The sequence below is a fragment of the Paeniglutamicibacter sp. GQ140 genome (genome assembly GCF_059759235.1).
The window spans coordinates 56,746-79,494 of sequence record NZ_JCAXDW010000006.1; the positions used below are offsets into that span (position 1 = coordinate 56,746).

15 protein-coding genes are annotated in these 22,749 nt (G+C 65.5%); 14 read left to right on the forward strand and 1 reads right to left on the reverse strand.

The genetic code is table 11. The features are described from left to right. Window positions 1-45: 45 nt before the first annotated feature. From AC6CHY_RS10300 to AC6CHY_RS10330, 7 genes are all read left to right on the forward strand, one after another. Window positions 46-1,704: an ABC transporter substrate-binding protein gene (locus tag AC6CHY_RS10300; RefSeq protein WP_498226645.1), complete on the forward strand. Its 1,659-nt coding sequence runs from the start codon at window positions 46-48 to the stop codon at window positions 1,702-1,704. 7 nt (window positions 1,705-1,711) lie between these two features. Further along, entirely contained in the window at window positions 1,712-2,671 is a 960-nt protein-coding gene (locus AC6CHY_RS10305) for an ABC transporter permease (RefSeq protein WP_217388849.1), read from the forward strand. Window positions 2,672-2,691: 20 nt separating this feature from the next. After that, window positions 2,692-3,600 carry an ABC transporter permease gene (locus AC6CHY_RS10310; protein ID WP_217388848.1) on the forward strand — a complete coding sequence of 303 codons (909 nt, stop codon included), beginning with the start codon at window positions 2,692-2,694 and terminating at the stop codon, window positions 3,598-3,600. Window positions 3,601-3,613: 13 nt separating this feature from the next. Continuing rightward, window positions 3,614-5,251: a dipeptide ABC transporter ATP-binding protein gene (locus AC6CHY_RS10315; RefSeq protein ID WP_498226646.1), complete on the forward strand. Its 1,638-nt coding sequence runs from the start codon at window positions 3,614-3,616 to the stop codon at window positions 5,249-5,251. A 47-nt stretch (window positions 5,252-5,298) separates the two neighbouring features. Beyond that, window positions 5,299-6,534 (forward strand): acyl-CoA dehydrogenase family protein, encoded by a 1,236-nt coding sequence (locus AC6CHY_RS10320; protein WP_498226647.1) that lies wholly within the window; start codon window positions 5,299-5,301, stop codon window positions 6,532-6,534. Beyond that, entirely contained in the window at window positions 6,535-7,953 is a 1,419-nt protein-coding gene (locus AC6CHY_RS10325) for an LLM class flavin-dependent oxidoreductase (protein ID WP_498226648.1), read from the forward strand. It begins immediately after the preceding gene. A 132-nt stretch (window positions 7,954-8,085) separates the two neighbouring features. After that, complete coding sequence (locus tag AC6CHY_RS10330; protein ID WP_498226649.1) at window positions 8,086-8,514, forward strand: CoA-binding protein; 429 nt, start codon at window positions 8,086-8,088, stop codon at window positions 8,512-8,514. Window positions 8,515-8,779: 265 nt separating this feature from the next. Here AC6CHY_RS10330 and AC6CHY_RS10335 read toward each other — a convergent pair whose 3' ends face one another. Then, entirely contained in the window at window positions 8,780-9,277 is a 498-nt protein-coding gene (locus AC6CHY_RS10335; protein ID WP_498226650.1) for a hypothetical protein, read from the reverse strand. Between AC6CHY_RS10335 and AC6CHY_RS10340 the strand changes: the two genes are divergently transcribed. From AC6CHY_RS10340 to AC6CHY_RS10370, 7 genes are all read left to right on the forward strand, one after another. Beyond that, window positions 9,270-17,150, forward strand: coding sequence for a DUF7927 domain-containing protein (locus AC6CHY_RS10340; RefSeq protein ID WP_498226651.1), 7,881 nt, complete (start codon window positions 9,270-9,272; stop codon window positions 17,148-17,150). The genes AC6CHY_RS10335 and AC6CHY_RS10340 overlap by 8 nt on opposite strands. 141 nt (window positions 17,151-17,291) lie before the next feature. Continuing rightward, window positions 17,292-17,687, forward strand: a complete 396-nt coding sequence (locus tag AC6CHY_RS10345; protein WP_498226652.1) for an MmcQ/YjbR family DNA-binding protein — start codon at window positions 17,292-17,294, stop codon at window positions 17,685-17,687. A 26-nt stretch (window positions 17,688-17,713) separates the two neighbouring features. Beyond that, window positions 17,714-18,037, forward strand: a complete 324-nt coding sequence (locus AC6CHY_RS10350) for a putative quinol monooxygenase (RefSeq protein WP_498226653.1) — start codon at window positions 17,714-17,716, stop codon at window positions 18,035-18,037. A gap of 8 nt (window positions 18,038-18,045) precedes the next feature. Further along, complete coding sequence (locus tag AC6CHY_RS10355; RefSeq protein WP_498226654.1) at window positions 18,046-19,449, forward strand: DUF1990 family protein; 1,404 nt, start codon at window positions 18,046-18,048, stop codon at window positions 19,447-19,449. Window positions 19,450-19,546: 97 nt separating this feature from the next. Further along, entirely contained in the window at window positions 19,547-20,215 is a 669-nt protein-coding gene (locus AC6CHY_RS10360) for a DNA alkylation repair protein (protein WP_498226655.1), read from the forward strand. 84 nt (window positions 20,216-20,299) lie between these two features. Beyond that, entirely contained in the window at window positions 20,300-21,043 is a 744-nt protein-coding gene (locus AC6CHY_RS10365) for a hypothetical protein (RefSeq protein WP_498226656.1), read from the forward strand. 39 nt (window positions 21,044-21,082) lie between these two features. After that, entirely contained in the window at window positions 21,083-22,723 is a 1,641-nt protein-coding gene (locus tag AC6CHY_RS10370; RefSeq protein WP_498226657.1) for an HD domain-containing phosphohydrolase, read from the forward strand. Window positions 22,724-22,749 lie beyond the last annotated feature (26 nt).

Genomic DNA, 22,749 nt, shown 5'->3' on the forward strand with positions numbered 1-22,749 from the left:
AGCCATGTCGCGGCGTTCCTCGGGTGAACCGAGAAGGAATGAATCATGGGCAACACCAAACCACCTGCGAAGCGACGCCTTCGCGCCGGCCTCGGCGTCAAGATCCTTACCGTGCTTTCCGTGGCCACGCTGGCACTCAGCGCCTGCGGATCGGGAACCCAAACAGCGGGAAATGCAGCCGACCCGGTAAGCAACGATCCCGTCCAGGGCGGAACCTTCGTGTATGCGGAAGTAACCCCGATCAACAACTGGCAGACCCAAGCCGCACGCTTCTACGAGAAGGCCAATGTGCTCAATAGCGTGTTGGACCGACTGACCTATTTCGACGCGGCAACCGGAAAGCTCGTTGGCTGGATAGCGTCGGATTTCACCGCCAACAAGAACCAGACCGAGTTCACCTTCACCATTCGTGACGGCGTGAGTTTCTCGGACGGAACGGCGCTCGATGCCAAGGCCGTCAAGGAAAACCTGGACGCCCTGGGCAAGGGCATCAAGAGCGCACAGATCGCACCCAACGTCGACTTCGCCGCCTTCAAGTCCGCCGAGGTCGTAGGAAAAAACCAGGTCAAGGTCACGCTCAAGACCCCCGACGCCAACTTCCTGCGTGCCACATCGTCGGTCACCTCGGGCCTGGTTTCCCCTGAAACCTTGACGTTGGACAATGCCGGCCAGTCGGCCATCGCCAACATCGTCGGCTCCGGACCGTTCGTCTTCGAATCCGAGAAGACCGATGAAGAAGTCACCTTCGCCAAGCGCGCGGATTACAAGTGGGCGCCTGAATCAGCGGCAAACCAGGGCGCCGCATACCTGGACAAGCTCGTGGTGAAGTACCTGCCCGAGGTGGCGCACCGTGCCGGAGCGGTCCAAACCGGCCAGGTCGACCTGGTCCGGGGACTTCAGCCCGTGGACGAGCAAACCCTCGCGGGCAGCGGCGACCAGGTGCTGCCGGCCAAGGGAATTGACCTGACCACCAACATGGCGGCAGTGCGCATCGGCAGTGGCAAGCTCGCCGACACCAAGGTGCGTCAGGCGCTCCAGGTCGGCATCGACCGCCAATCCATCAAGGACACGGTGCTGTCGGACAGCTACGTCATCGCCGACTCCGTGCTGAACCACGCGGCCCCCGGGTTCATCGACCTGTCCGCGGATCTGGGCTACAACCCGGAGAAATCCAAGGCGTTGCTCGACGAGGCAGGCTGGGTTGTCGGAGCCGACGGAGTACGCGAAAAGGGTGGGCAGAAGCTGGAAATCACCATCACCAGCTCCAACAACTCCGTGGTCATCAAACCGGCCTTTGAACTCATCGAGCAGCAATGGCGGGAAATCGGCGTCAAGCTCATCAACCGTGCGGCCGACAACACGTTCCTGACCACGGCCATGATCGATCCCAACATCGAGTTCTTCGGAACCCGCCAATTTGCCTACGGCGGACTGGGACCGGTCTTCGGCCCGGAAAACAACACCCAGACCCTGAACGCCGACAGCGAGCTCAACGCGCTGTTCGCCAAGGAACGTTCGGCCACCAGCGAGGCGGAGCACAAGGAACTGGTTGCCGAGGAACAGCGCCAGCTGGTCAGCGAAAAGGCGCTGTCCCTGGTCCTTTGGGACGAAGTCCAGGTCTACGGCGGCAACTCGGATGCGCACGTGGAATTCACCTCCGGCACCGCCCCGATTTTCCAGGGCGCCTGGAAGACCGGAAAGTAGCAACCCCATGGCCGCTTACATCGCGCGACGCATCGGACAAGCTTTGCTGGTCATTTGGCTTGCCTACACCCTGGTCTTCCTGGCCGTGCAGCTGCTCCCGAATGACCCAGTGACGATCTTCCTGTCAGCGGATGCTGCGGCCAATCCGGAAACCATCGCGGCCATGAAGGCGCAATACGGATACGACCAGCCGCTGTTGATTCAGTATTTCAGCCAATTGGCCGGTCTCTTCCGGGGTGATTTCGGGTATTCGCTGGCCTCGGGCCAGCCCGTTGCAGAACGCATCGGTGCAGTGGCCGGGTCGACCTTGGTGCTGGCTTCCAGTGCCTTCGTGACTGCCGTGGTGTTTGCGGTTCTGCTGGTCGCTTCGGCCACGTTGGCACGTCGGACGTGGTTGAAGCGGCTCATCATCAACCTGCCGCCGCTCTTCGCGGCAGTTCCCGTGTTCTGGCTGGGCCTGGTGCTCCTGCAGCTGCTCTCCATCCAACTCGGAGTCATGTCGCTTTTCCCGGATGGTTCGTTCGCCTCGATTGCCGTCCCCGTCCTGGTCCTGGCCGTCCACGTCTCTGCCCCGATTGCCCAGGTGCTGCTCAAGAGTGTGGACAACGTTTACGCCCAGCCATTCGTGGACGTGTTGCGTGCCAAGGGCGCTTCGCCGTCATGGATTTTCTTTCGCCACACCCTCAAAAACGCTGCGGCACCGGCCATGACCATCAGCGGGATAACCGTGGGAACGCTGTTGGCCGGCTCGGTCATCACCGAGACGGTGTTTGCCCGGTCCGGCCTGGGCCAGGTGGTGCTTCAGTCGGTCACCGCGCAGGACGTGGCGCTGGTCCAGGGACTCGTGCTGATCACCGCCACGGCCTTCGTTGTCGTGAACCTGGTTGTTGACCTGCTTTACCCGCTATTGGATCCACGGATCCTCAAGAGTGGAACGCACGGGGCACCGCGCGCACTCGTGGCCTAGGAACGAACGGAGAAGAATCCATGAGCATCAAGCTAGAGGAACCGTTGACGAAGGTTGCCGTGCAGCAGTCCGCCCCGGCCGGCACTCTTGCGCCGGTGGAGATCGTGCCATCTTCCAAGAAGAAATCGGGAGCGCTTAGTTCGCCCGTATTCTGGCTGACCTGCGCCCCGCTGATCATGGTCCTGGGGTGGGCGTTGGTCCCTTCGCTGTTTAGCGGACTGGACCCCATTAGCGGCGTCCCGGCCGAGAAATTCCAGGCGCCCGGGTTCGCCCACTGGTTTGGCACCGACCACTTGGGCCGCGACGTGTTTGCCCGGGTGGTTCACGGCACCAGCCAAACGCTGTTGACCGCGGGACTGGCGGTGACGATCGGGCTCGTCGCGGGGACCGGGCTGGGGCTGCTGGCGGCAACCGCAGGCCGGGCGGCCGACGCCGTCACCATGCGCCTGATCGATGTCTTGCTCGCTGTCCCGGGCTTCCTGGTCTCGCTGATCATCGTCACGGCATTTGCCCCCGGTCCGATTTCCCTGGGAATCGGCGTGGGCATCGCCTCCATTGCGTCGTTTGCACGCGTGGTGCGTTCCGAGGTCCTGCGCGTTCGCAGCCTGGACTACGTGGAAGCCGCCTTCATGAACGGCGGCACGTATTGGTCTGTCGTTTTCAAGCACATCCTGCCCAACTCCTGCGGCCCCGTTCTGGCCCTTCTGGCGGTGGACCTCGGCGTGGCGATCCTCGCGATTTCGGGCCTCGGCTTCCTCGGATTCGGCTCTCCGCCTCCGACCCCTGAATGGGGTCTGCTCATTTCCGAGGGACGGCAGTACCTCGCTTCGGCATGGTGGCTCACGACCCTGCCGGGCGTGGTCATCGTCGTCGTGGTCATCCTGCTCGCCGGTCTTGGCCGACAGCTTCACAAGATCTTCCGTTTCTAGTCAGGGGAACAGCATGAGCACCATCGACTCGGCACCCACATTGCTGGACATTCGTGGGCTAAGCATTCAATACGGCACCGGCGATGAATCGGTCATCGCCGCAGACCACCTCGACATCGCGCTCAAGACCGGCGAAATCGTTGCACTGGTTGGCGAATCCGGCTCCGGCAAGTCCACGCTGGCAAAGGCCATCATCGGATTGCTGCCGGAATCGGCAAAGGTCCTGGGCGGAACGATCGACCTTGCCGGCGACAACCTCCTGAACCATTCGGCCAAGGAACTGGAAGCCATCCGCGGACGGCGCATCGGCATGGTGCCGCAGGATCCCGGAGCCTCCCTCGATCCGGTGAAGACCGTGGGGTCCCAGGTATCCGAGGTTTTCCGCCTGCACCCGCAAGGGCGCAAGCGCACCAAGGCAGAGTTGCGCCGGGAAGTCCTCAGGCTGCTGGAACTGGTCGGGATCGATCGCCCGGAACAGCGCCTGGGACAGTACCCTCATGAGCTCTCGGGCGGGCTGAAGCAGCGGGTGCTCATTGCCATAGCCTTTGCCCTGGAACCCGAGCTGCTGATTGCCGATGAGCCAACATCCGCATTGGATGTCACGGTCCAACAGACGGTGCTCGAGGTATTTACCAAGCTCGCCCGGGAACTCGGAACCGCAGTCATTTTTGTGACCCATGACTTGGCCGTGGCCACGGACATCGCCGACCGCATCGTGGTCATGCAGCACGGCCGGATTCGCGAGGATCGCCCGGTGCGTGAAATCCTGCATGCCCCGGAAGATGCCTATACCCAGATGCTGCTTACCGAGGCCACTGCCACGGGCAAGGGCGCACAAACCACCGGGCCTGAAGGCGCCATCGAGTTGCCGGCCATTGAGGTCCGTGGCCTGACAAAGATCTATGGCAACGGAAAAGCTGAACGAGCAGCGGTGGACAACGTTTCCTTCGCAGTCCGCCCCGGAACCACTTTCTCATTGGTCGGGGAGTCCGGCTCCGGAAAATCCACGACCGCGCGCATGGTCATGCGCCTGCTTGAGCCCAGCGCCGGGACGGTAAAGATCCACGGACAAGATGTCACCCACGTGCGCGGAGCCGGCAAGCGCGACCTCTGGCGCAGCCTGCAACTGGTGTACCAAAACCCGGATTCGGCACTGGATCCGCGTTATTCGGTGTCCCGGATCATCAGCGAACCGCTGGAGAACTACAAGGTCGGGTCAAGGAACGAACGCAAGATCAGGGTGGCCGAGCTGTTGGACGCTGTCAACCTGCCCGCGCGCATGGCCTCCCTCGGCGCGAAGGAACTTTCCGGAGGACAACGGCAACGCGTGGCAATCGCCAGGGCCCTGGCCCTCGGCGCCAAGACGTTGGTGCTGGATGAGGCCCTTTCCGCACTCGATGTCTTGACCCAGGCGCAGATTCTGGCGCTGCTGGAAGACCTCCAGGTCAACCAGAGGCTGTCATACCTCTTCATTTCCCACGACCTGCACGTCGTCGAGCGCATTTCACACGACGTGGGAGTCATGCGGCAGGGGACGCTCGTCGAAGTGGGCCCGGCCTCACAGGTCTTCGGGAACCCCGCCAGCGAGTACACCAAATTGCTTTTGGACTCGAACCCCGGACAGCTGCTGCGCGAGATGGCAAACCGCTAAATCCCGCCAACAAACTTTTTGAAACTCATGGACGCAAAGGAAGAAAAATGAGTGCAACGCACGTGCAGGAACGAACCGAAGAAGCCCGTTACGCGGAATTGAGTGCACGCTTTGCACCGGTGTTCGGCCGGATCGCCGAAGGCACCGTGGAGAGGGAAAACAACCATGTGTTGCCCTTCGAACCCGTGAAATGGCTCAAGGAAGCCGGCTTCACCACGCTGCGCGTCCCGGCCGCGCATGGCGGGGACCCGGTCAGCCATGAACATCTCTTCCGGTTGATCGTGGAACTTTCCGCCGCGGATTCCAACGTCGGCCACTTGCTCCGCTCCCACTTCGCCTTTGTCGAAACCATCGCCCTGCAACCGGAGGAATTCCAGCTCCGTTGGTTCCCGCGGGTGCTCGCCGGCGAGATCTTCGGCAACGCGGCCACCGAACGGGGCGGCAATGCGTTGGGCACCACCAACACCAAGCTTCGCGAGGAATCCGGGCAGTGGCTGCTGAACGGGGAAAAGTACTACACAACCGGCTCCATCTTCGCCGACTGGGTGGTTGTCATGGCCAGCACCGAGGGCGTCGAAGGCCGGCAGTACGCCATCGTGCGCGCCGATGACGCACGGGTACGGATCCTTGACGACTGGGATGGCTTTGGCCAGCCGCTGACCGGTACCGGCACCGCAATCTTCGACGATGTTGTGGTCCCGTTCGAAGACATCATCCAGCGCAAGGTCTCCTCCACCCTCGAGCCGGCCTTCTTCCAGATGGCCCTCCTGAGCGTCCTTGCCGGCATCGGGCGTGCGGCACTGGCAGACGCCGCCGAATTGGTGCGCACCCGCACCCGAACCTTCAACACCGGATCAGGTGAACTCTTCCGGAACGACCCGCTGATCCAGGAAAAGGTAGGCCGCATCGCAGCGGCCGTCTACGCGGCGGATTCGATCGTTACTGCCGCCGCCCGCGACCTGGATGCCGCGGTGGACCAGTCCCTGGGCCTGGACCCGACCGCTGCCTTCATCCGCGCGGAAATTGCCGTGCAGCAGGCCCACGTGACGGTCCCGAAGCTGGTGCTGGATGCAACCAGCGAACTCTTCGACGTCACCGGCGCCTCGTCCGTTTCACGCGGAAAATCCCTTGACCGGCACTGGCGCAACGCCCGCACCGTCGCGACCCACAACCCGGTCGCCTTCAAGGCCCGTTCGGTGGGCGACTACTACATCAATGGCACCATTCCCACCGGATTGCACTCGATCGGTGAAGCCACGGACACGAAATCGGAGAGCAAGTAAATGGGTACTTTTGACGTTCGTCCGCGCCTCCTGCTGAGCGCATTCCTGATGAACACCTCCAGCCACATCCTGGGTGGCCAATGGCGCCACCCTAAAGCGCAGCAGCACCGCTTCAATGAGCTGCAACTGTGGGTCGACCTGGCCAAGCAGCTTGAGGACGCCAAATTCGACAACCTGTTCTTTGCCGACGTCGTGGGGCTTTACGGCAACCACGAGGGAGGCTGGGCCTCGATGGTCCGCAAGGGCATGCAGGTTCCGTCCCACGACCCGCTCGTGCTGCTCTCGGCCCTTGCAGCAACCACCAGCGACATCGGACTGGCCATGACCAGTTCCGTGGTGCAGGCCGCTCCGTTCCAGTTTGCGCGCCAGCTCTCCACGCTGGACCACCTTTCCAACGGCCGCGTCGCATGGAACATCGTGACCAGCGTCCTGGAGAACTCGCACCGAAACTTTGGTGCGGCCGGCCTGACCGCCCACGACGACCGCTATGACTGGGCCGAGGAATACGTCGAGGCGACGTACAAGTTGTGGGAAGGTTCCTGGGAGGATGACGCGGTTCTGGCCAACAAGGAAACCGGCGTCTTTGCCGACCCTGCCAAGGTCAACAAGATCCACCACCAGGGAAAACGGTATTCCATCGAGGGCCCGCACCTTGCCTTGCCGAGCCCGCAACGCACGCCGTTCCTGTTCCAGGCCGGATCGTCCGCCCGCGGGCGCCAGTTTGCCGCGGAACATGCGGAGGCAACTTTCCTTTTTGCTCCCCACCCGGAGTATGTGGCCAAGCAGGTGGGCAAGATCCGCGAGCTGGAGGCCGCCGCAGGACGCGCCAAGGGAGACGTCAAGGTCTTTGCAGGCCTGTCATTTGTCGTGGGAAGCACCGAGGCCGAAGCCAAGGCCAAGGAAGCCGACTACGACGAATATCTGGACCTGGATGCGATCATCGCCCACATCGGTGGCGGGATCGGGATCGATCTGGGCGGACTGGACCTGGACACGCCCTTGGGCGACGTCCAGACCGAGGGCGCCCGAGGCGTCCTCGAAGCGGCCATCGCGTCGGTGCCCGGAGGGAAGCCAACCATCGGCGACCTGGCCCGCTACCGAGCCAAGGCCCAGCAGATCGTGGGAACCCCCGAGCAGATCGTTGACGAGATCGAGCGCTGGCAGGACGCCGGAATGGATGGACTCAACATCATGAACCAGGTCCTGCCGGGCTCCTACACGGACTTCATCGACGGAATCCTGCCCGAGTTGCGCGCCCGCGGGCTTGCGCAGACCGAATATGCCCCGGGGTCCCTGCGCGAAAAGGTGTTCGGGCGCGGGGCCCGTCTCGAAGAGACCCACCCGGCGGCGCGCTTCCGCGGGGCCTTCACGGAGTACTCGGCGGCCAACACCGAAGAGGCGCTGGAGCGCGCACTCTAGATTGGCCGGCCACAGGTCGGCACCGACGTGTCGGGGAGTCGAAGGGTCAAATGATGCCTCGTCTCCCCGGGTCCTTGCTCAGCCAACGCGGTTTTCAGGACAAGCCCCGGATTGTGGCGGTAGCGTGTGGGTATGAGCTCCGAACATGGCCAACGCCACGTGAACGACCCGGCAGTGATCCGCCGACTCCTGCAAACCCCTGCACGGTGGGCAGTGGTGGGACTGACCAACAATCCCGGCCGCGTGGCACCGGGGGTCTCACGGTTCCTCCAGGACCAGCTGGGCATGGAGATCGTTCCGGTGTCCCTGAGTGGCGAAAGCGTTCTGGGCAACGACGGGTACAAGCTCCTGGCCGAAATCCCCGGACACATCGACGTCGTGGACTGTTTTGTGAACTCGCAAAAAGTCGGTGACATTGTCGACCAGGCCATTGCCGTCGGTGCTGACGCCGTCTGGCTGCAACTCGGTGTCATCGACGAGGCTGCAGCCAGACGGGCCAAGGACGCCGGGCTGGACGTTGTCATGGACACCTGTCCGAAAATTGAGTACCCCTACCGGTAGACGCTGAACGCCCAAAACTATTTCACCGTCCGGTATGGACGCGGTTCACGACCTGTGGCTAAACTGACCGCATTACAAGCAATACAAATTGGGTGCTGGGGCCCCAATAATTGCTGGGGGTGGTTCGAACTTGGGGTTTGAACTGAACTGACGGATCGGGTGGGACCGATTCGTAAACAGCGCTTATTGCGTGGTTGCCGTGCCCCCTTGGGGTAATTGGGGTAGCTAAAGTGTTCGGCAAAATTGGGGTTAATGCTGCACGGAATCAATTAAGAGGTCGTCGCTTTGCGCGCCGAAACTCCTTTTTGGAAGCCATTTGGAGGAACGGAATTGTCCGTTCAAGCGTGGCTGCCAGCGCGACGACAGCGCTCGTCGCGACGATGATGTTTAGCGGCGGTGGATTCAATCCCGCCGCGGCATCACCGTCGGACAACAAAGACACCGGTGTGGAGCAGGCGCTGCTGGATGCTGTTGAGGGCAGCGAAGCGAGCGCCGGATCGAACACGGCGAAGGCGAAGACCGCAACTCCGGAAGAAGTGGCCGCCGAAGCACCTCTCCAGGGCACCGAACCGTCCGAGGACGAAGAGCTTGAAGCGGCACAGGAGTCGGCGGCCCCCACGTCAGAAGCTCCGTCGACGAGCAAGTCGAATGATTCAAGGAAGCCGGCGACCCCGAGTGCCGAAGCCCCTACGAAGTCCGAAGAGAAAACCACCGGGGAACCAGCGGAAGCGTCGGCAAGTGAGCCGAATTCTGCCGTGGCCAAGGACGAGCCCGTCGTTGCGGCGGTGGCAGGCGTTTGCGACACGAATATCGGCAAGGGCAAAGTCGACTCGTTTATGCAGCGGGCCGGCGACGCGCCCTTCGCCAACGGCAACCTTTCCTCGGGCATCTACGAGGGCGGCTATGTTGACCAACGTGTGCAGATGGGCAACATGCAGCCGGGCGAGAACGAATTCGTCTTCAACTACCGGGTGCGCACTGCCGGCAAATGGGCCTATGACTTCATCGACCAGTACTCAATGAGAGGCGGAACGATCACCAAGACCGAGGTGATCGAGGGATCGGGCAGTGACCGCGAGGACACCGTCAAGCTCACGTTTGATGCGACGGCCTCCTCTGTCACCCTTTACTTCAGTGTCCATGTAGCCTCCGAACTGGACCATGGGCCGGGCGCGGGAGCCTCCGCCATCAGCGGATCCTCATATCACGTGACCTTGGTGTCGTTGAATTGCGCGACCGCGGGGAACCGTGCGAACCAGGTCTCGGCAAGCGACGTCCAGGCCGGTTCCGTGACCATCATCAAGGACGCCACCCCGGCCGACGGCACCGACTTCGACTTCACACTGAGATCCGGCACGACGGAAGATTCCGTGAATTTCCAGTTGGATGACAGCGCCGGTTCCAACACAGGCGCGGACCTTCCCGACCGCCTGACCTACACGGTCGCGCCGGGCGGGGTAACGGTTTCCGAGAACGCACTTCCGGCGGGATGGAACCTCACAAACCTGGCCTGTACCGGTGTCACACCGTCGATCGACACCTCGGCACGCAACGCGTCTTTCATGCTGGCCGACAACGCCCAGGTCACTTGCACCTTCACCAACGGCAAGACGACGTACAAGGACCTCGAAGTCACCACGACCGCAGCGGCCACGTTCGACCGCGACTACGACTGGAGCATCGAGAAGAACCTGGCCGCTGGCCAGCCCGCCACCGTCAAGTCGTCCACCGGTAACGTTGCCGTCAACTACAGCGTGCTGGTCGATGCCAGCGCCCCGCAGGACAGCAACTTCGCCGTTGACGGTGTCATGACAGTGGTGAACGGAAACGACAGCGCCATCGGTGGAGTGACGCTGGCCGCCAGCATCCCCGGGGCCGTCTGTGCCATCGAAACCTCCGCGGGCACTGCAGCAACGGGCCCCGTCTCCGTCCCTGCCGGAACCACGACGTTCAACTACACCTGCGAGATGCCGGCCGGAACCACCGAGGCCTCCACGGGAACCAACACCGTCACCGCGACTTGGAACGCAGCCTCCTACTACGGGACCGATGGCAGCGCCGGCGCCACCAAGGCCTTCACCTTCGCGGGCGTGCAGCCCACGGTGACAGATGACTCGGTGACCGTCACCGACAGCAAGTTCAACCTCTCCACGCTGCCCGGCGGCAACGTCGTCGCGGCCGGGCAGGCGCCAAGGACGTTTGACTACGCCATTGCCTGGCCAGGCATTGCGGGCGAATGCACGACCCATGACAACACGGCAAAATACACCGAGAGCGACGGCGGAACGGCAAGCGATACCGCCACCGTCGATGTCTGCCTCGGCGCGGACCTGGTCGTCACCAAGAACGTTGTCGCGAGCTTCAACCGTTCCTACCTGTGGGAGATCGACAAGACTCCGGTGAATGGTGCCGGCCCGTACACCACCGATGCCAACGGAGACGTCCTCGTTGACTACAAGGTAACGGTCAAGCCGAAGGACCCGGCGGACAGTGCCTGGGCCATGTCGGGAGACATGACGGTGAGGAACCCGAACAAATGGCAGGACATCACCGCCACCCTGAGCGACACCGTGGATGTCGGCGGCGGCGCCGTATGCACCGTGACCGGTGCGGCGGGGCCGAATCCCGCAGGAGACGCAGATCCGAACACCGAAGGGTTCCAGGCAGTCATCCCCAGGGACTCGGTTCAGGCGTTCGCCTACAGTTGTACCTTCGAATCCCTCCCAAGCTACGAGGGCACCAACACCGCCAAGGCCACGTGGGACGCCGTGAAGGCCTCCACAGCCCAAGCGGAATCCACGGGGACCGCCGAGGTGACCATGGGCACCTGGACGCAGACGCCCCTGAACAACGTGGTGACAGTGAAGGATGACCACCACGCCTTCGATCCGGCATGGACCATCACATGGACCGAAGGGATGGGCGCACAGACCCGCGATTACACGGCCAAGTGGACAGTTCCGGAAACCTCTGCCGGCAAATGCATGCCGTTCACCAACACCGCAACCGCTGCCGGCGCCCATGATTTCGCCGTCTCGGACAAAGCCACCATCAAGGCGTGCCGCCCGGCCGGTCTCAGTGTCAAGAAGACCGTCGATGCGGGATACGACCGCACCTACCTCTGGGACATTGCCAAGACGGCGGTCGGTCCCGACACGCTCAACACCGGGGCCGACCACACGGCCGTGGTCGACTACGACATCACCGCCACCAGCAAGGGGTACAAGGATGATGCCAAGACGCTGAACGGCGAGATCACCGTGACCAACCCGAACACGTTCGGTGGCGACGTCGAGGTCACCGTGGGGGACACCACCACGCTCGCGGACGTTGCCTGCACCGTGGATCAAGCGGCCGATACCAACCCGGATGCCGACGGCGTCCAGGTCCTCGTTCCGCAGGCCACCGTGTCCGGAGAAGTTTGGGTCAATGGCAAGAAGAAGGTCGCCTACAACTGCGATGCCGGTTCAGTGACCGAGGCCAACTACACCGGCCAAAAGAACACCGCAACCATCACCTGGAACGGTGGCCAGGCCAGCAGCCAACCCGTCGACATCGCCTTCGCGCTCAAGGGAGCCACGGACGAAACGGTCGAGGTCCTCGACCAGTTGATCGATCCGGATTCAACGCCCAGGAACCTGGGCACGGTTTCGTGGTCCGACATCCCGAACGGCGACTGGGCCACCTGGTCCAAGACGTTCAAGGACGAGATCACCCATGCGGCAACGCTTGGCGAATGCACCCCATTCACCAACAAGGCCTGGGTCGAACTCGGTGGCGACGGGACGAATCCGTCTGCCGAAGCCACAGTCACGGTCTGCGACCAGGCCGGGCTGCAGGTTTCCAAGACGGCCAACGCTTCCTTCGACCGCCTGTACAAGTGGAACGCCACCAAGGACGTCGACAGAACGGAGCAGACGGTTGCACCGGAGGGGCCGGCCGTCTTCAACTACACCGTCACGGCAGTGCCAAACGGCTTTGAGGACTTTGGCGAAACCTTGGACGGCAAGATCACTTTGACGAACCCCAACCAATTCGAGGCCGGGGCGATCACCGCAACCCTCACCGACACGGTGGACATCGCCGGGTTGAGCTGTGAGATCCGGGCCACGGACATCGACCCGAACAGGGCAGGCCTCCAGGTCCGGGTGCCCGCGGGCACCGGCGGCAACCCGGGCAGCGCGGTCCTGGACTACGAATGCACCGGTGTCCCCGCAACCTACACGGGCACCAACACCGTTGATGCCACGTGGAAGGACGCCACCGGCACCAACCGGACCGCCACGGCCTCGGCCAAGGTCGAGTACGTGCTGGACACCGAGTACGACAAAAACGTCTTGGTCTTTGATGACAAGGTCTTCGAGACGGAATACCCGGAGCTGTTGGGCAAGGCAGCATGGAACGAGGACAAGGACCCGACGGAGTTCACCTACGACCTGACGTACACGGGAACCCCCGGAACATGCGCGGAGTACACGAATACGGCGATTGTCACCGAAGACGGTTGGAACCAGGCGACCCTGGATTCGGCCAGCCGGAAGGTCACTCTCTGTGTTGAGCAGGACCTGCAGGTCACCCAGGACGTCACCGCGAGCTTTGACCGCGACTACGACTGGAAGATCGAGAAAGACGCCGACAAGGCTTCCTTCAACGTCGAGGGTGACGGAAAGGTCACGGCGGGCTACAAGGTGGTCGCCACCAAGATCGGGCACACGGATTCGGGTTGGCAACTCGGTGGAACCATCGCCGTGCACAACCCCAACGACTTCGGTTCCATCACGGCCCACGTCGAGGACACCCTGGACCTTGACGGCGTGCTGTGCACCATTGCGGACGGCAAGGACGTAGAGATCGCCGCGGGGGACACGTTGGAGCTCGGCTACGGTTGTGACGTAGCGGCGGGAGTGGACGAGTCCGACTACACCGGCGCCATCACGAACACCGCAACGGCCACCTGGGGTGAAGGCCGCAGTGCCTCGAGCGGCCCGGTTGCCGCCGATTTCAAGATGGCCACGGAAACCGACACCCACATCACGGTGACCGATGACAGGTACACGGGGAACGGGCATGTTTTGGGGACGGTGACGTTGGACGAGTCGCCAAAGACCTTCAGTTACGACGTCGACTGGGAGGCTGCCGCAGGCAAGTGCACCACCTTCACCAACACCGCCGTGATCGACGGCGACGCGAACCACCCCGCGGGCAACGAATCATCCGCCGATATCGAGGTGTGCGTTGAAAAGGGCCTGACCGTGGTCAAGACCGTCGAAGCCGCATTCACCCGCGACTACGACTGGAACCTCGACAAGACGGCGGACCAGGCCAAGTTCACCGTCGATGAAAACGGCAAGGCGACCGCCAACTACAGGGTCACCGCGACGCAGGCGGGACACGAAGACCAGGACTGGACGATGTCCGGATCGATCGACGTGTTCAACCCGAACCGGCAGGGCGAGCTGAGCGTCGACATCGCCGATGTCACCACCGTTCCCGGCGCCACTTGCACCGTGGCCGGCGGGGGCACGGACGTCGTGGTCCCGGCGGCAACCGTCGTTGACGGCGTCGTGACCAGCGGCAAGGCCACGGTCGGCTACGACTGCGTGCTGGCCGAGCCGCTTACCGAGGACGACTACGAAGGCCACACCAACACCGCCCTCGTCACCTGGAGCGGCGCGGACGGCAAGGACCGCAGCGCCGAGTTCGTCGCCGACGTCCTGTTCACCCGGGACCGGGCCAAGGACATCGACGGGGAAGTGACGGTGCGCGACGACAAGACGGTACCCGGCGCGGTCCACGAGCTGGGAACGGCATCCGCGGGCCAGCCGCCGCAGGAATTCACCTACCAGGTGGAGCTGGCGGGCAAGGCCGGAGAATGCACCACCTACACCAACAGCGCGGTCCTGGGGGAAACCACGGGGACCGACGAGGCCGACAACACCGCCTCGGCGGACGTGGAAGTGTGCGCCAAGGCCGGACTGGAGGTTTCCGACCCCGCCGAAGCCACCTTCGACCGCGAATACCTGTGGAAGCTGGACAAGGACGTTGACCGCGCCGGGGCCGACATCGGCCTGGACTCAACGGCGACGTTCGACTACACGGTCACCGCGACGCCCGACGGCTACGTGGATTCAAACCACCAGGTGGCCGGCACGATCACGCTGGGCAACCCCAACCAGTTTGCCGGCGGCGACATCACCGCCACGCTCACCGGCGGGGTCGACATTGCCGGCGTCACCTGTGCCATCGATGCCACCGACGCCGACCCGGACACCGACGGGTTCCAGGTCCTGGTGCCCGCCGGCGCCAACGGCACGGCCAACACCGTGACCCTTGCATACACCTGCACCGGGACCCCGGAAAACGGGGACCATGCGGGCGAGCACACCGTCACCGCCACCTGGGCAACCGTCCAGGGCGGGGACGCCTCCGCCACGGCCTCGGCCGAGGTGCTCTACGAGCATGTGGGTTCCGCGAATGCCGACCTTGAGGTCTTCGACGACAAGGCCGCAACGGTTCCGCAGCCCGTGAAGCTGGGCACCGCCGACTGGAACGCCGATTCGGTGCCCACCGAGTTCACCTACCAGGTGATCTACCGCAACCCGAACCCGGATGCCCTGGACGGCACCTGCACCACACATGAGAACACTGCAACCAGCGTTGCGACCGACGATGCAAGCGCATCGGTCGAGGTCTGTGTGAGGGTCGGCGCCCCGACGGTCGCCAAGACCGTCACCGGCACCCGGCAGAATGCGGACGGCAGCTGGGAGATCACCTACAAGCTGGAGGTCACCAACAACGACGCATTCCAGGGCCGCTACTCGCTGAGCGACACCCTGTCCTTCGGCGGCGGCATCGAGGTCGCCGACGCCTCGTGGACCGGCCCGGAGGCCGGTGACGGCGATGCATGGGACCTGGAGACAACGAACCACACCGAGGTCCTGGCCACCAACGCGCCGATCGACGCGAAGGAGACCCACACCTACCTGGTCAGCGCCACCGCAAACGTGGCCACCGGGGTCATCGGGTCCGCGGCAGGGGACTGCGAGCTCGCCGAGGGCGAGGACGGCACAGGGTTCCTGAACACTGCGACCCTCACCACCAACGGCCGGGACACCGAGGTCGCGGCCTGTGCCGCACCGGTCGCCCCGACGTTCGACAAGCAGGCCGTTGACCTCATCCAGCATGAGGACGCAGACGGAAACTGGGACGGCACCTGGGACGCGAGCTACAAGCTCACCGTCAGCAATCCGGGCACGCACGGGCAGGACGTGTTCTACTCGCTCTCCGACACCCCGGCCTTCGCGGACGGCGTGCTCGTCAACGACCGCACGGTTGGGTCCGAGGACGTGGCGGTCAATGCGGGCTGGAACGGCACGGACCCCGCAGATGACGTGGTGGGCTCCGGCCAGGTGCTGGAGGCCGGCGAAGTCCACACCTTCACGGTGGTGCTGAATCTCCGCCTCACCTCCGCCATCACCGACGCGGACCGCACCTGCGGCGAGGGCGGGCACGGCCTGTTGAACACCGGCGAAGTGGGTTCCGGCAACGAATCCGCCACCGGGCAGGCATGCCTGGACATCCCGGTGCCGGGCAGCAACGTCGTCAAGACCGCCGAAAGCGCCGTGGAAAACGCGGACGGCAGCTGGGACGTGAACTACACGGTCGTCGTGAACAACACCTCGGACGTGGCAACCCGCTACGACCTCACCGACACGCTGCGCTTCGGCGAGGGGCTCACCGCCACCGGCGCCGATTGGAGCATGGACGGCACGGATGAGAGGGGCAGCTGGGCGGACCCCGGCAGCGAACCGGGCACGGTGCTCGCCGCGGACCGCACCCTGGAGGCCCGCGACTCCCACACCTACCGGGTGCATGTTCTCGCGACCCTGCGGGACGGCGTGATCGGATCGGCCGCGGACAGCTGCCCGTCCGCGGAGGGGAACGCCGACGGCGGCTTCCTGAACGAGGCCACGCTGAGCGCCAACGGCAAGACCAGCCATTCCCGGGACTGCGTGGAACCGGTGAAGAACCCGCGCAGCTACTCGCTGGTGAAGACCGCCGATCCGGCCAGCGGCGCCGTGGTCTGGCCCGGTGACACCATCACCTACACCCTCACGGTGCGCAACACCGGCGAGTTCGTGTACACCGGGGCTGTGGTCACCGACCAGATGGCCGGCTGGCAGCAGGCGGCAACCCTGAACGAAGGCAGCCTGAAGGCCAGTGGCGGCGAGTTCGCCCTCGAGGGCAGCCGGCTTCTCTGGACCGTCGGGGACCTGGCCGTCGGGGAGGCCAAGACGCTTTCCTACTCCGTCACCGTGAACGACGGGGCCTGGGACGCGGTCCTGGTGAACGTGGCCACCGGCAGCGGGGACGTCCCGGAATCGAAGACCACGCACCGGACTCCGGTACTGGTCAAGCAGTCCAACCCCTCGCCACGGAACCCGGTGCAGGTCATCCAGACCCCCGTCCCGGTCCGGCCTGCAGCCGTGCTGCCACCGCGCAGGCCGGTGGCGACGCTGGCCGACACCGGCGCCCCCGACTCCACCCTGTGGGTCCTGGGATCCGGGGCCCTGCTCATGCTCCTCGGCGCGGCATTCGTGGCAGTGGCGCGCCGCCGCAAGGGCGAGGGGAACTAACCACAGGAAACAATGACGTTCGCGGTCGGCCGCTCGCTACTTGGGGGAGAGTGGCCGGCCGCGAACCCCCATGGACCGGCCGGTCTTGCCATACCCCCCAGCGGGCGGGACCGGCCATTTTTTCCGCCCGCCGGGCTTAGGATGGGCAGCGTGGAATACGAATCATGGCGTTCGATGCTGCTCTCGATGCCCGGGGCCTTCGAGGACTTCCCCTTCGGCGAGGACGCAGCGGTGTTCAAGGTCGCCGGCAGGGACCGCAACCGTGCCAAGATGTTCGGGCTGCTGATGCACCGCGGCGGGACGACCAGCCTGAACCTCAAGTGCGACCCGGCGCTCGCCGAGCAGCTGCGCGCAGCCAACGAGCAGATCACCCCCGGTTACCACATGAACAAAAAGCACTGGAACACCGTGGTGCCGGGCCTGGATGCCGAAACCATGCTGGCGATGATCGAGGATTCCTACGACCTGGTCGTCGCCTCGCTGCCGCGCGGGGAACGTGAGGTTCTCAACTGGAAGGGCCTGGTCGGTCGCGGCTAATCCGGCGGTTGGGTAGGCTCGGAAGCATGTACTTCATCGTCGTAAAATTCCAGACCAAGCCCGACTACACCGACCAATTCATGGATTTGGTGACCCCGTTCACCGAAGCCACCCGCAAGGAGCCCGGGAACCTCTGGTTCGACTGGTCCCGCAGCGTCGAGGATTCCAGCGAGTTCGTCCTCGTCGAGGCGTTCCTGGACGATGAGGCGGCCGGCACCCATGTGAACTCCGCGCACTTCAAGGCCGGACTCGAAGCCATGCGCCCTGCCCTGGTCGCCACCCCGAAGATCGTCTCGCGCAAGGTCGAGGGCGACTCCTGGGGCGAAATGGGCGAATTGCAGATCGGCTAGCTCCCGCCTTGTTCGAACCACTGAGGCGCAAGCTGCAGCAGACCTTCTCCGCCCAGGAACACTACGATCCGGTGTGGGAACGCGAGCTGGACCGCGGGGACGATGCGGGATACTTCCCGCACGACTCCGCGGTCTGGGTGGTGCACGGCGGGATGAGCCCGATCGCCGCCGGAATCCGGGCACTGCTCACCCAGGCCCTCCACCCGGGGGCGCTGGCAGGGGTGGCCGAGCACTCGAACTACCAAAGCGATCCGCTGGCCCGGCTTGCCGGCACCATCCGGTGGATCTTCACCCTCACCTACGGCGACACCGTTGCGGCCGATGCCGCCTGCGCCTGGGTGGCCCGCCGCCACGAACCAGTCACCGGCAGGTACACCGCCGGCACCGGGGAGGAACGCGAGTACGCGGCCAACGACCCGGGGCTTGCGGCCTGGGTGCACCTGGCCTTCGCCGACGCCTTCCTGCGCAGCCACGAGATCTTTTCCGGCCCCGTCCCGCAGGGCGCCGACTCCTATGTACGCGAGTGGGCCAAGGCAGGTGAACTCATGGGCGTGGCCAACCCGCCGCGCAGCGAAGCCGAACTGCGCGAGGCCATTGCCGGATACGAGGACCGCGGCGAACTGGCCGGCGGGCCCAGGGTCGAGCAGGTCGTCTCCTTCCTGAAGAGCCCGCCGCTGGATCCCGCCGTGCTGCCCGGCTACAAGTTGCTCTTCGCCGCGGTCGTTGCCACCCTGCCCGAAAACCACCTGCGGATGCTGGGGCTGCGGCGGCCGTCCGTGGGACCGGTGCAACTGCCGGCCCGCCTCGGCGGAAAGGCGGCGCTCGGGATGGCGGGCCTGGCGCTGGCCAAGCATGGCCCGGCGGAACTGGCGGCACGCCGCAGGCTTTTCCGCCTCGGCGTTCTCAATGACCTGAGCTATCCGGATCCCGGCATCACCGACTCCGTCCCGGCACCCGCCGGCTACCGGACGCTTCAAGTGCGCGAGCGCGTGGGGCAGGGCGCGGCGGCCTTCGATGCGCTGGCCGCGGGGATCATGTCCTGGAAGCTGCACGAGGGCGCGGGGCTGCGCGTGCGCGCCGACACCCCGTCCGTCCAGCCGGCCAGCCGCGTCCGCCTCGGCGTCGGCCTCGGGCCGGTGCGCATCGAGGCTCCCTGCCGCGTCGTGCGGCTGATCGAGTCCGGGACCCGGCGCGGATTCGCCTACGGCACACTGGCCGGGCACCCGGAGACGGGGGAGGAATCCTTCGCCGCGGTGCTGGAGCCCGACGGCGCGGTGTACCTGGAGCTCAAAGCCGTCTCCCGGCCCTCGCCGGGGATCTACCGCCTGGGATCCCCGGTGACGGCGGCCGCCCAGGCGATGGTCACGGACCGCTACGTGGCGGCGGCCCGGAGGCTCGCCGGCGGCAACTGAGCAAGCCTGCCCGGGTTTCGGACGGCCGGCACAGACGCGGCGGGCGGAACAACTTTCGTAGACTGGAAGCCACACATTTGAACAGCTGGAGGTTGGGATGTCGGAAACGACGGTGGACGGGCTGCTGGCCGAGCTGGCGGCGCTCGAGGACCCGAAGATGCGCGCGGTGAACGAGAAGCGCGGCGACGACCACGGGGTGAACCTGTCCAAGCTGCGGGCCGTGGCCAAGCGGCTGAAGACCCAGCAGGAGCTGGCCGTGGAACTCTGGGCAACGGATGAGACGGCGGCGCGGCTGCTGGCGCTGCTCATCTGCCGGCCCAGGGCCTTCGGCCGCGAGACGCTGGACACCATGCTGCGCGAGGCAGGCGCCCCGAAGGTCCACGACTGGCTCGTGAACTACGTGGTGAAGAAGAGCCCCCACGCTGAGGAGCTGCGCACGGCCTGGATGGCCGACGCCGATCCCGTGGTGGCAAGCGCCGGCTGGGCGCTGACCAGCGAGCGGATCGCGAAGAAGCCCGGGGGCCTTGACCTGCCGGGGCTGCTGGATGTCATCGAGGCGCAGATGAAGGACGCCCCGGAACGGCTGCAGTGGGCCATGAACCAGGCCCTGGCCACGATCGGGATCGAGCATCCAGTGCTCCGTGCCCGGGCGCTTCAGATCGGCGAACGCCTCGAGGTGCTCAAGGACTACCCGACGCCGCCGAACTGCACCTCGCCCTTCGCGCCGGCCTGGATCAACGAGATGGTTCGCCGCAAGGAAGGCTGAGCGCCCGCAAAACATGGGGCAGTGGCCCCATGCCCGAAGGCGAAACCGCTCCTATGCTCGTTTCATGAGGCAAGGGAGTGGGTCATGAGAACGAAGACACCGCAGGAATGCGCCAGCATCTCGGAGGCCACTGCCGTAGTGCCGCCGGGCACCGCGGAACGGTTTTCCGGCTATGCGCTCATGGGCATGCCCTTTGGCACCGGCCACTACCTGGCCTACCGGCGGTTCCCCGCCAGCTCCATCGGTCCGGGATACCACGCGGTGTGGCTGCGCCGCCCCGACGGGCGCTGGAGCGTCTACGCGGATGTCCCGCCGGAGGTCAGCTGCGCGCGCTACTTCGGGGCGGCGTTCAGCGAGGCCGCCTATGCGCCGGTCACCGGTGCCTTCAGCGGCCCGTTCGACCTCGTGGTCACGGTCCCGGGGACCCTGACGTGGCAGGTTCGGCTGGAGACCTCCCCGGCCACGGCCGCATTGGGCGCCATGGCCAGGAAGATGCCCGCCGCCGTATGGCGCAGCGACCGCATGCTCGAGGCGATGGGCCGGGCGATGGGCCCGATGTTGCGTTCTGGGACCATGCGGCTGGCCGGGAAGGTCCCCAACGGACAGTCCTTCAGGGCGCACCCGCAACGCGTGTGGATGGTGCGTTCGGCCGAGGCAACCATTGACGGGGTGGACGCGGGGTCCCCGCAGGCGCTCCCGGTGCAAGGGCACCTGGCCGACTTCTGGCTGCCGCAGCGCGGCGTGTTCGTGGCCGACCTGGGCATCGAATACCCCTCCACGGCGCCCGAGGTCCTCGCGGCCGCGGCCGGGCACGGCAGCAGGTCCTGAACCCTCCGCCGCGGACGGGGGCCGCCGTAGAATGAAGGCGTGGCGAACTCGGGAGCGGGCACCTTCGACCGGATTCCCGCGGGCCCGGGGTCCGCGGGTTCGGGTCCGCGGGCCGGGGCGGGCGCCCCGCGCCGCAGCGAACTGCTCGCCGCACTCTCGCTGGCCATCGACCTGGGGCTCGGCCAGCCCATGGAACACATGATGCGCGCGACGCTGCTGGGCTTGCGGATCGCGGAACTGCTCGGCGTCGACAAGAGCACGCGCGAGCGCATCTACCACGCGAACCTTTTGGCCTGGATCGGCTGCCACGCGGATTCCTTCGAACTTGCCGCGCTCTTCGAGGACGACATCGCCTTCCGTTCCGACTACTACCTCATCGATGCACACGGCCTGCCCATGCTCTCGCTGATGCTGCGCCACACCGGTTCCCGACATGCCGGCGCGCAGCGGGCATTGGATCGTGCGCGGTTCGCGATCGGGGCGAAGACCGCGGTCAGGGACCTCATTGCCTCGCACTGCACCTCGGCCGGCCAGCTGGCGGCGCGGGTGGGGCTGGACGGGAACCTGCCCTCGATCCTCGCGCACACCTTTGAGCGCTGGGACGGCCTGGGCCTTCCCGCGGGGAGATCCGGGGCGCAGATCCCGCTGGAGATGCGCATCGCGCAGCTCGCCGACGCGGCCGAGGTCTTCCTGCGCACCGGCGGCATCGATGCGGCGGTGGCCATGGTTGCCGCCCGCCGCGGCACCCAGTTCGACCCGGAGATCGCCGATCTCTTTTGCGCACGGGCCCCGGAACTGTCCCGGGGCCTGATGCTCTCCGATCCCTGGCCCGCCGTGCTGGCCTCCGCCCCGGCCGATGCGCCGCTGGATGTCGCCGGGCTCGATTCAGTGCTGGAGGCCATGGGAGATTTTGCCGACCTGAAATCCCCGTGGACGACGGGGCACTCGCGGGCGGTGGCCACGCTCGCCGCCGGGGCCGCCGGCCGCCTTGGCCTGGGCCCGGCGGAGACCGTGGTGCTGCGCCGAGCCGGCTGGGTCCACGACCTGGGCCGGATGGGGGTGTCCAACGCGGTGTGGGACAAACCGGGTCCGCTCTCGGCGGTAGACCTGGAGCACCTGGCCATGTACCCGTTCCTCACCGAACGGATCCTGGCGCGGGTGCCCGGCATGCGCCGGGTGGCCGAGGTTGCCGGCGCCCACCGGGAACGGCTCGACGGCTCGGGCTACCCGCAGGGGAGAACCGGGGCGGAGCTGGATCCGGCCCAGCGCCTGCTCGCCGCCGCCGAGGCCCACCAGACCTACCTCGAGCCGCGGCCGCACCGGGAGGCGTTGGGCCCGCGGGCGGCAGGCGAGCGGCTCCGCTCCGAGGCCGCGGCAGGCAGGCTCGATGCGTCGGCCGTTGATGCGGTGCTCGCCGCCGCCGGCACGCCATTGGCACGCCGGCGGCGCTCCGCCGGCCCGGAGGGTCTGACCGGTCGGGAAATCGAGGTGTTGCGCCTGCTCTGCCGCGGCATGGACAACCGGCAGATTGCCGCGGCGCTGGTCATCGCCCCGAAGACCGCGCGCAACCATGTTGAACACATCTACCTGAAGATCGGGGCATCAAATCGCGTGTCGGCCACGCTCTTCGCGCTCGAGCACGGGTTGTGGGACCGCGGACAAGGCAAGGCCCCGCGGTGAAACCACCGCGGGGCCGTCATCCGGCG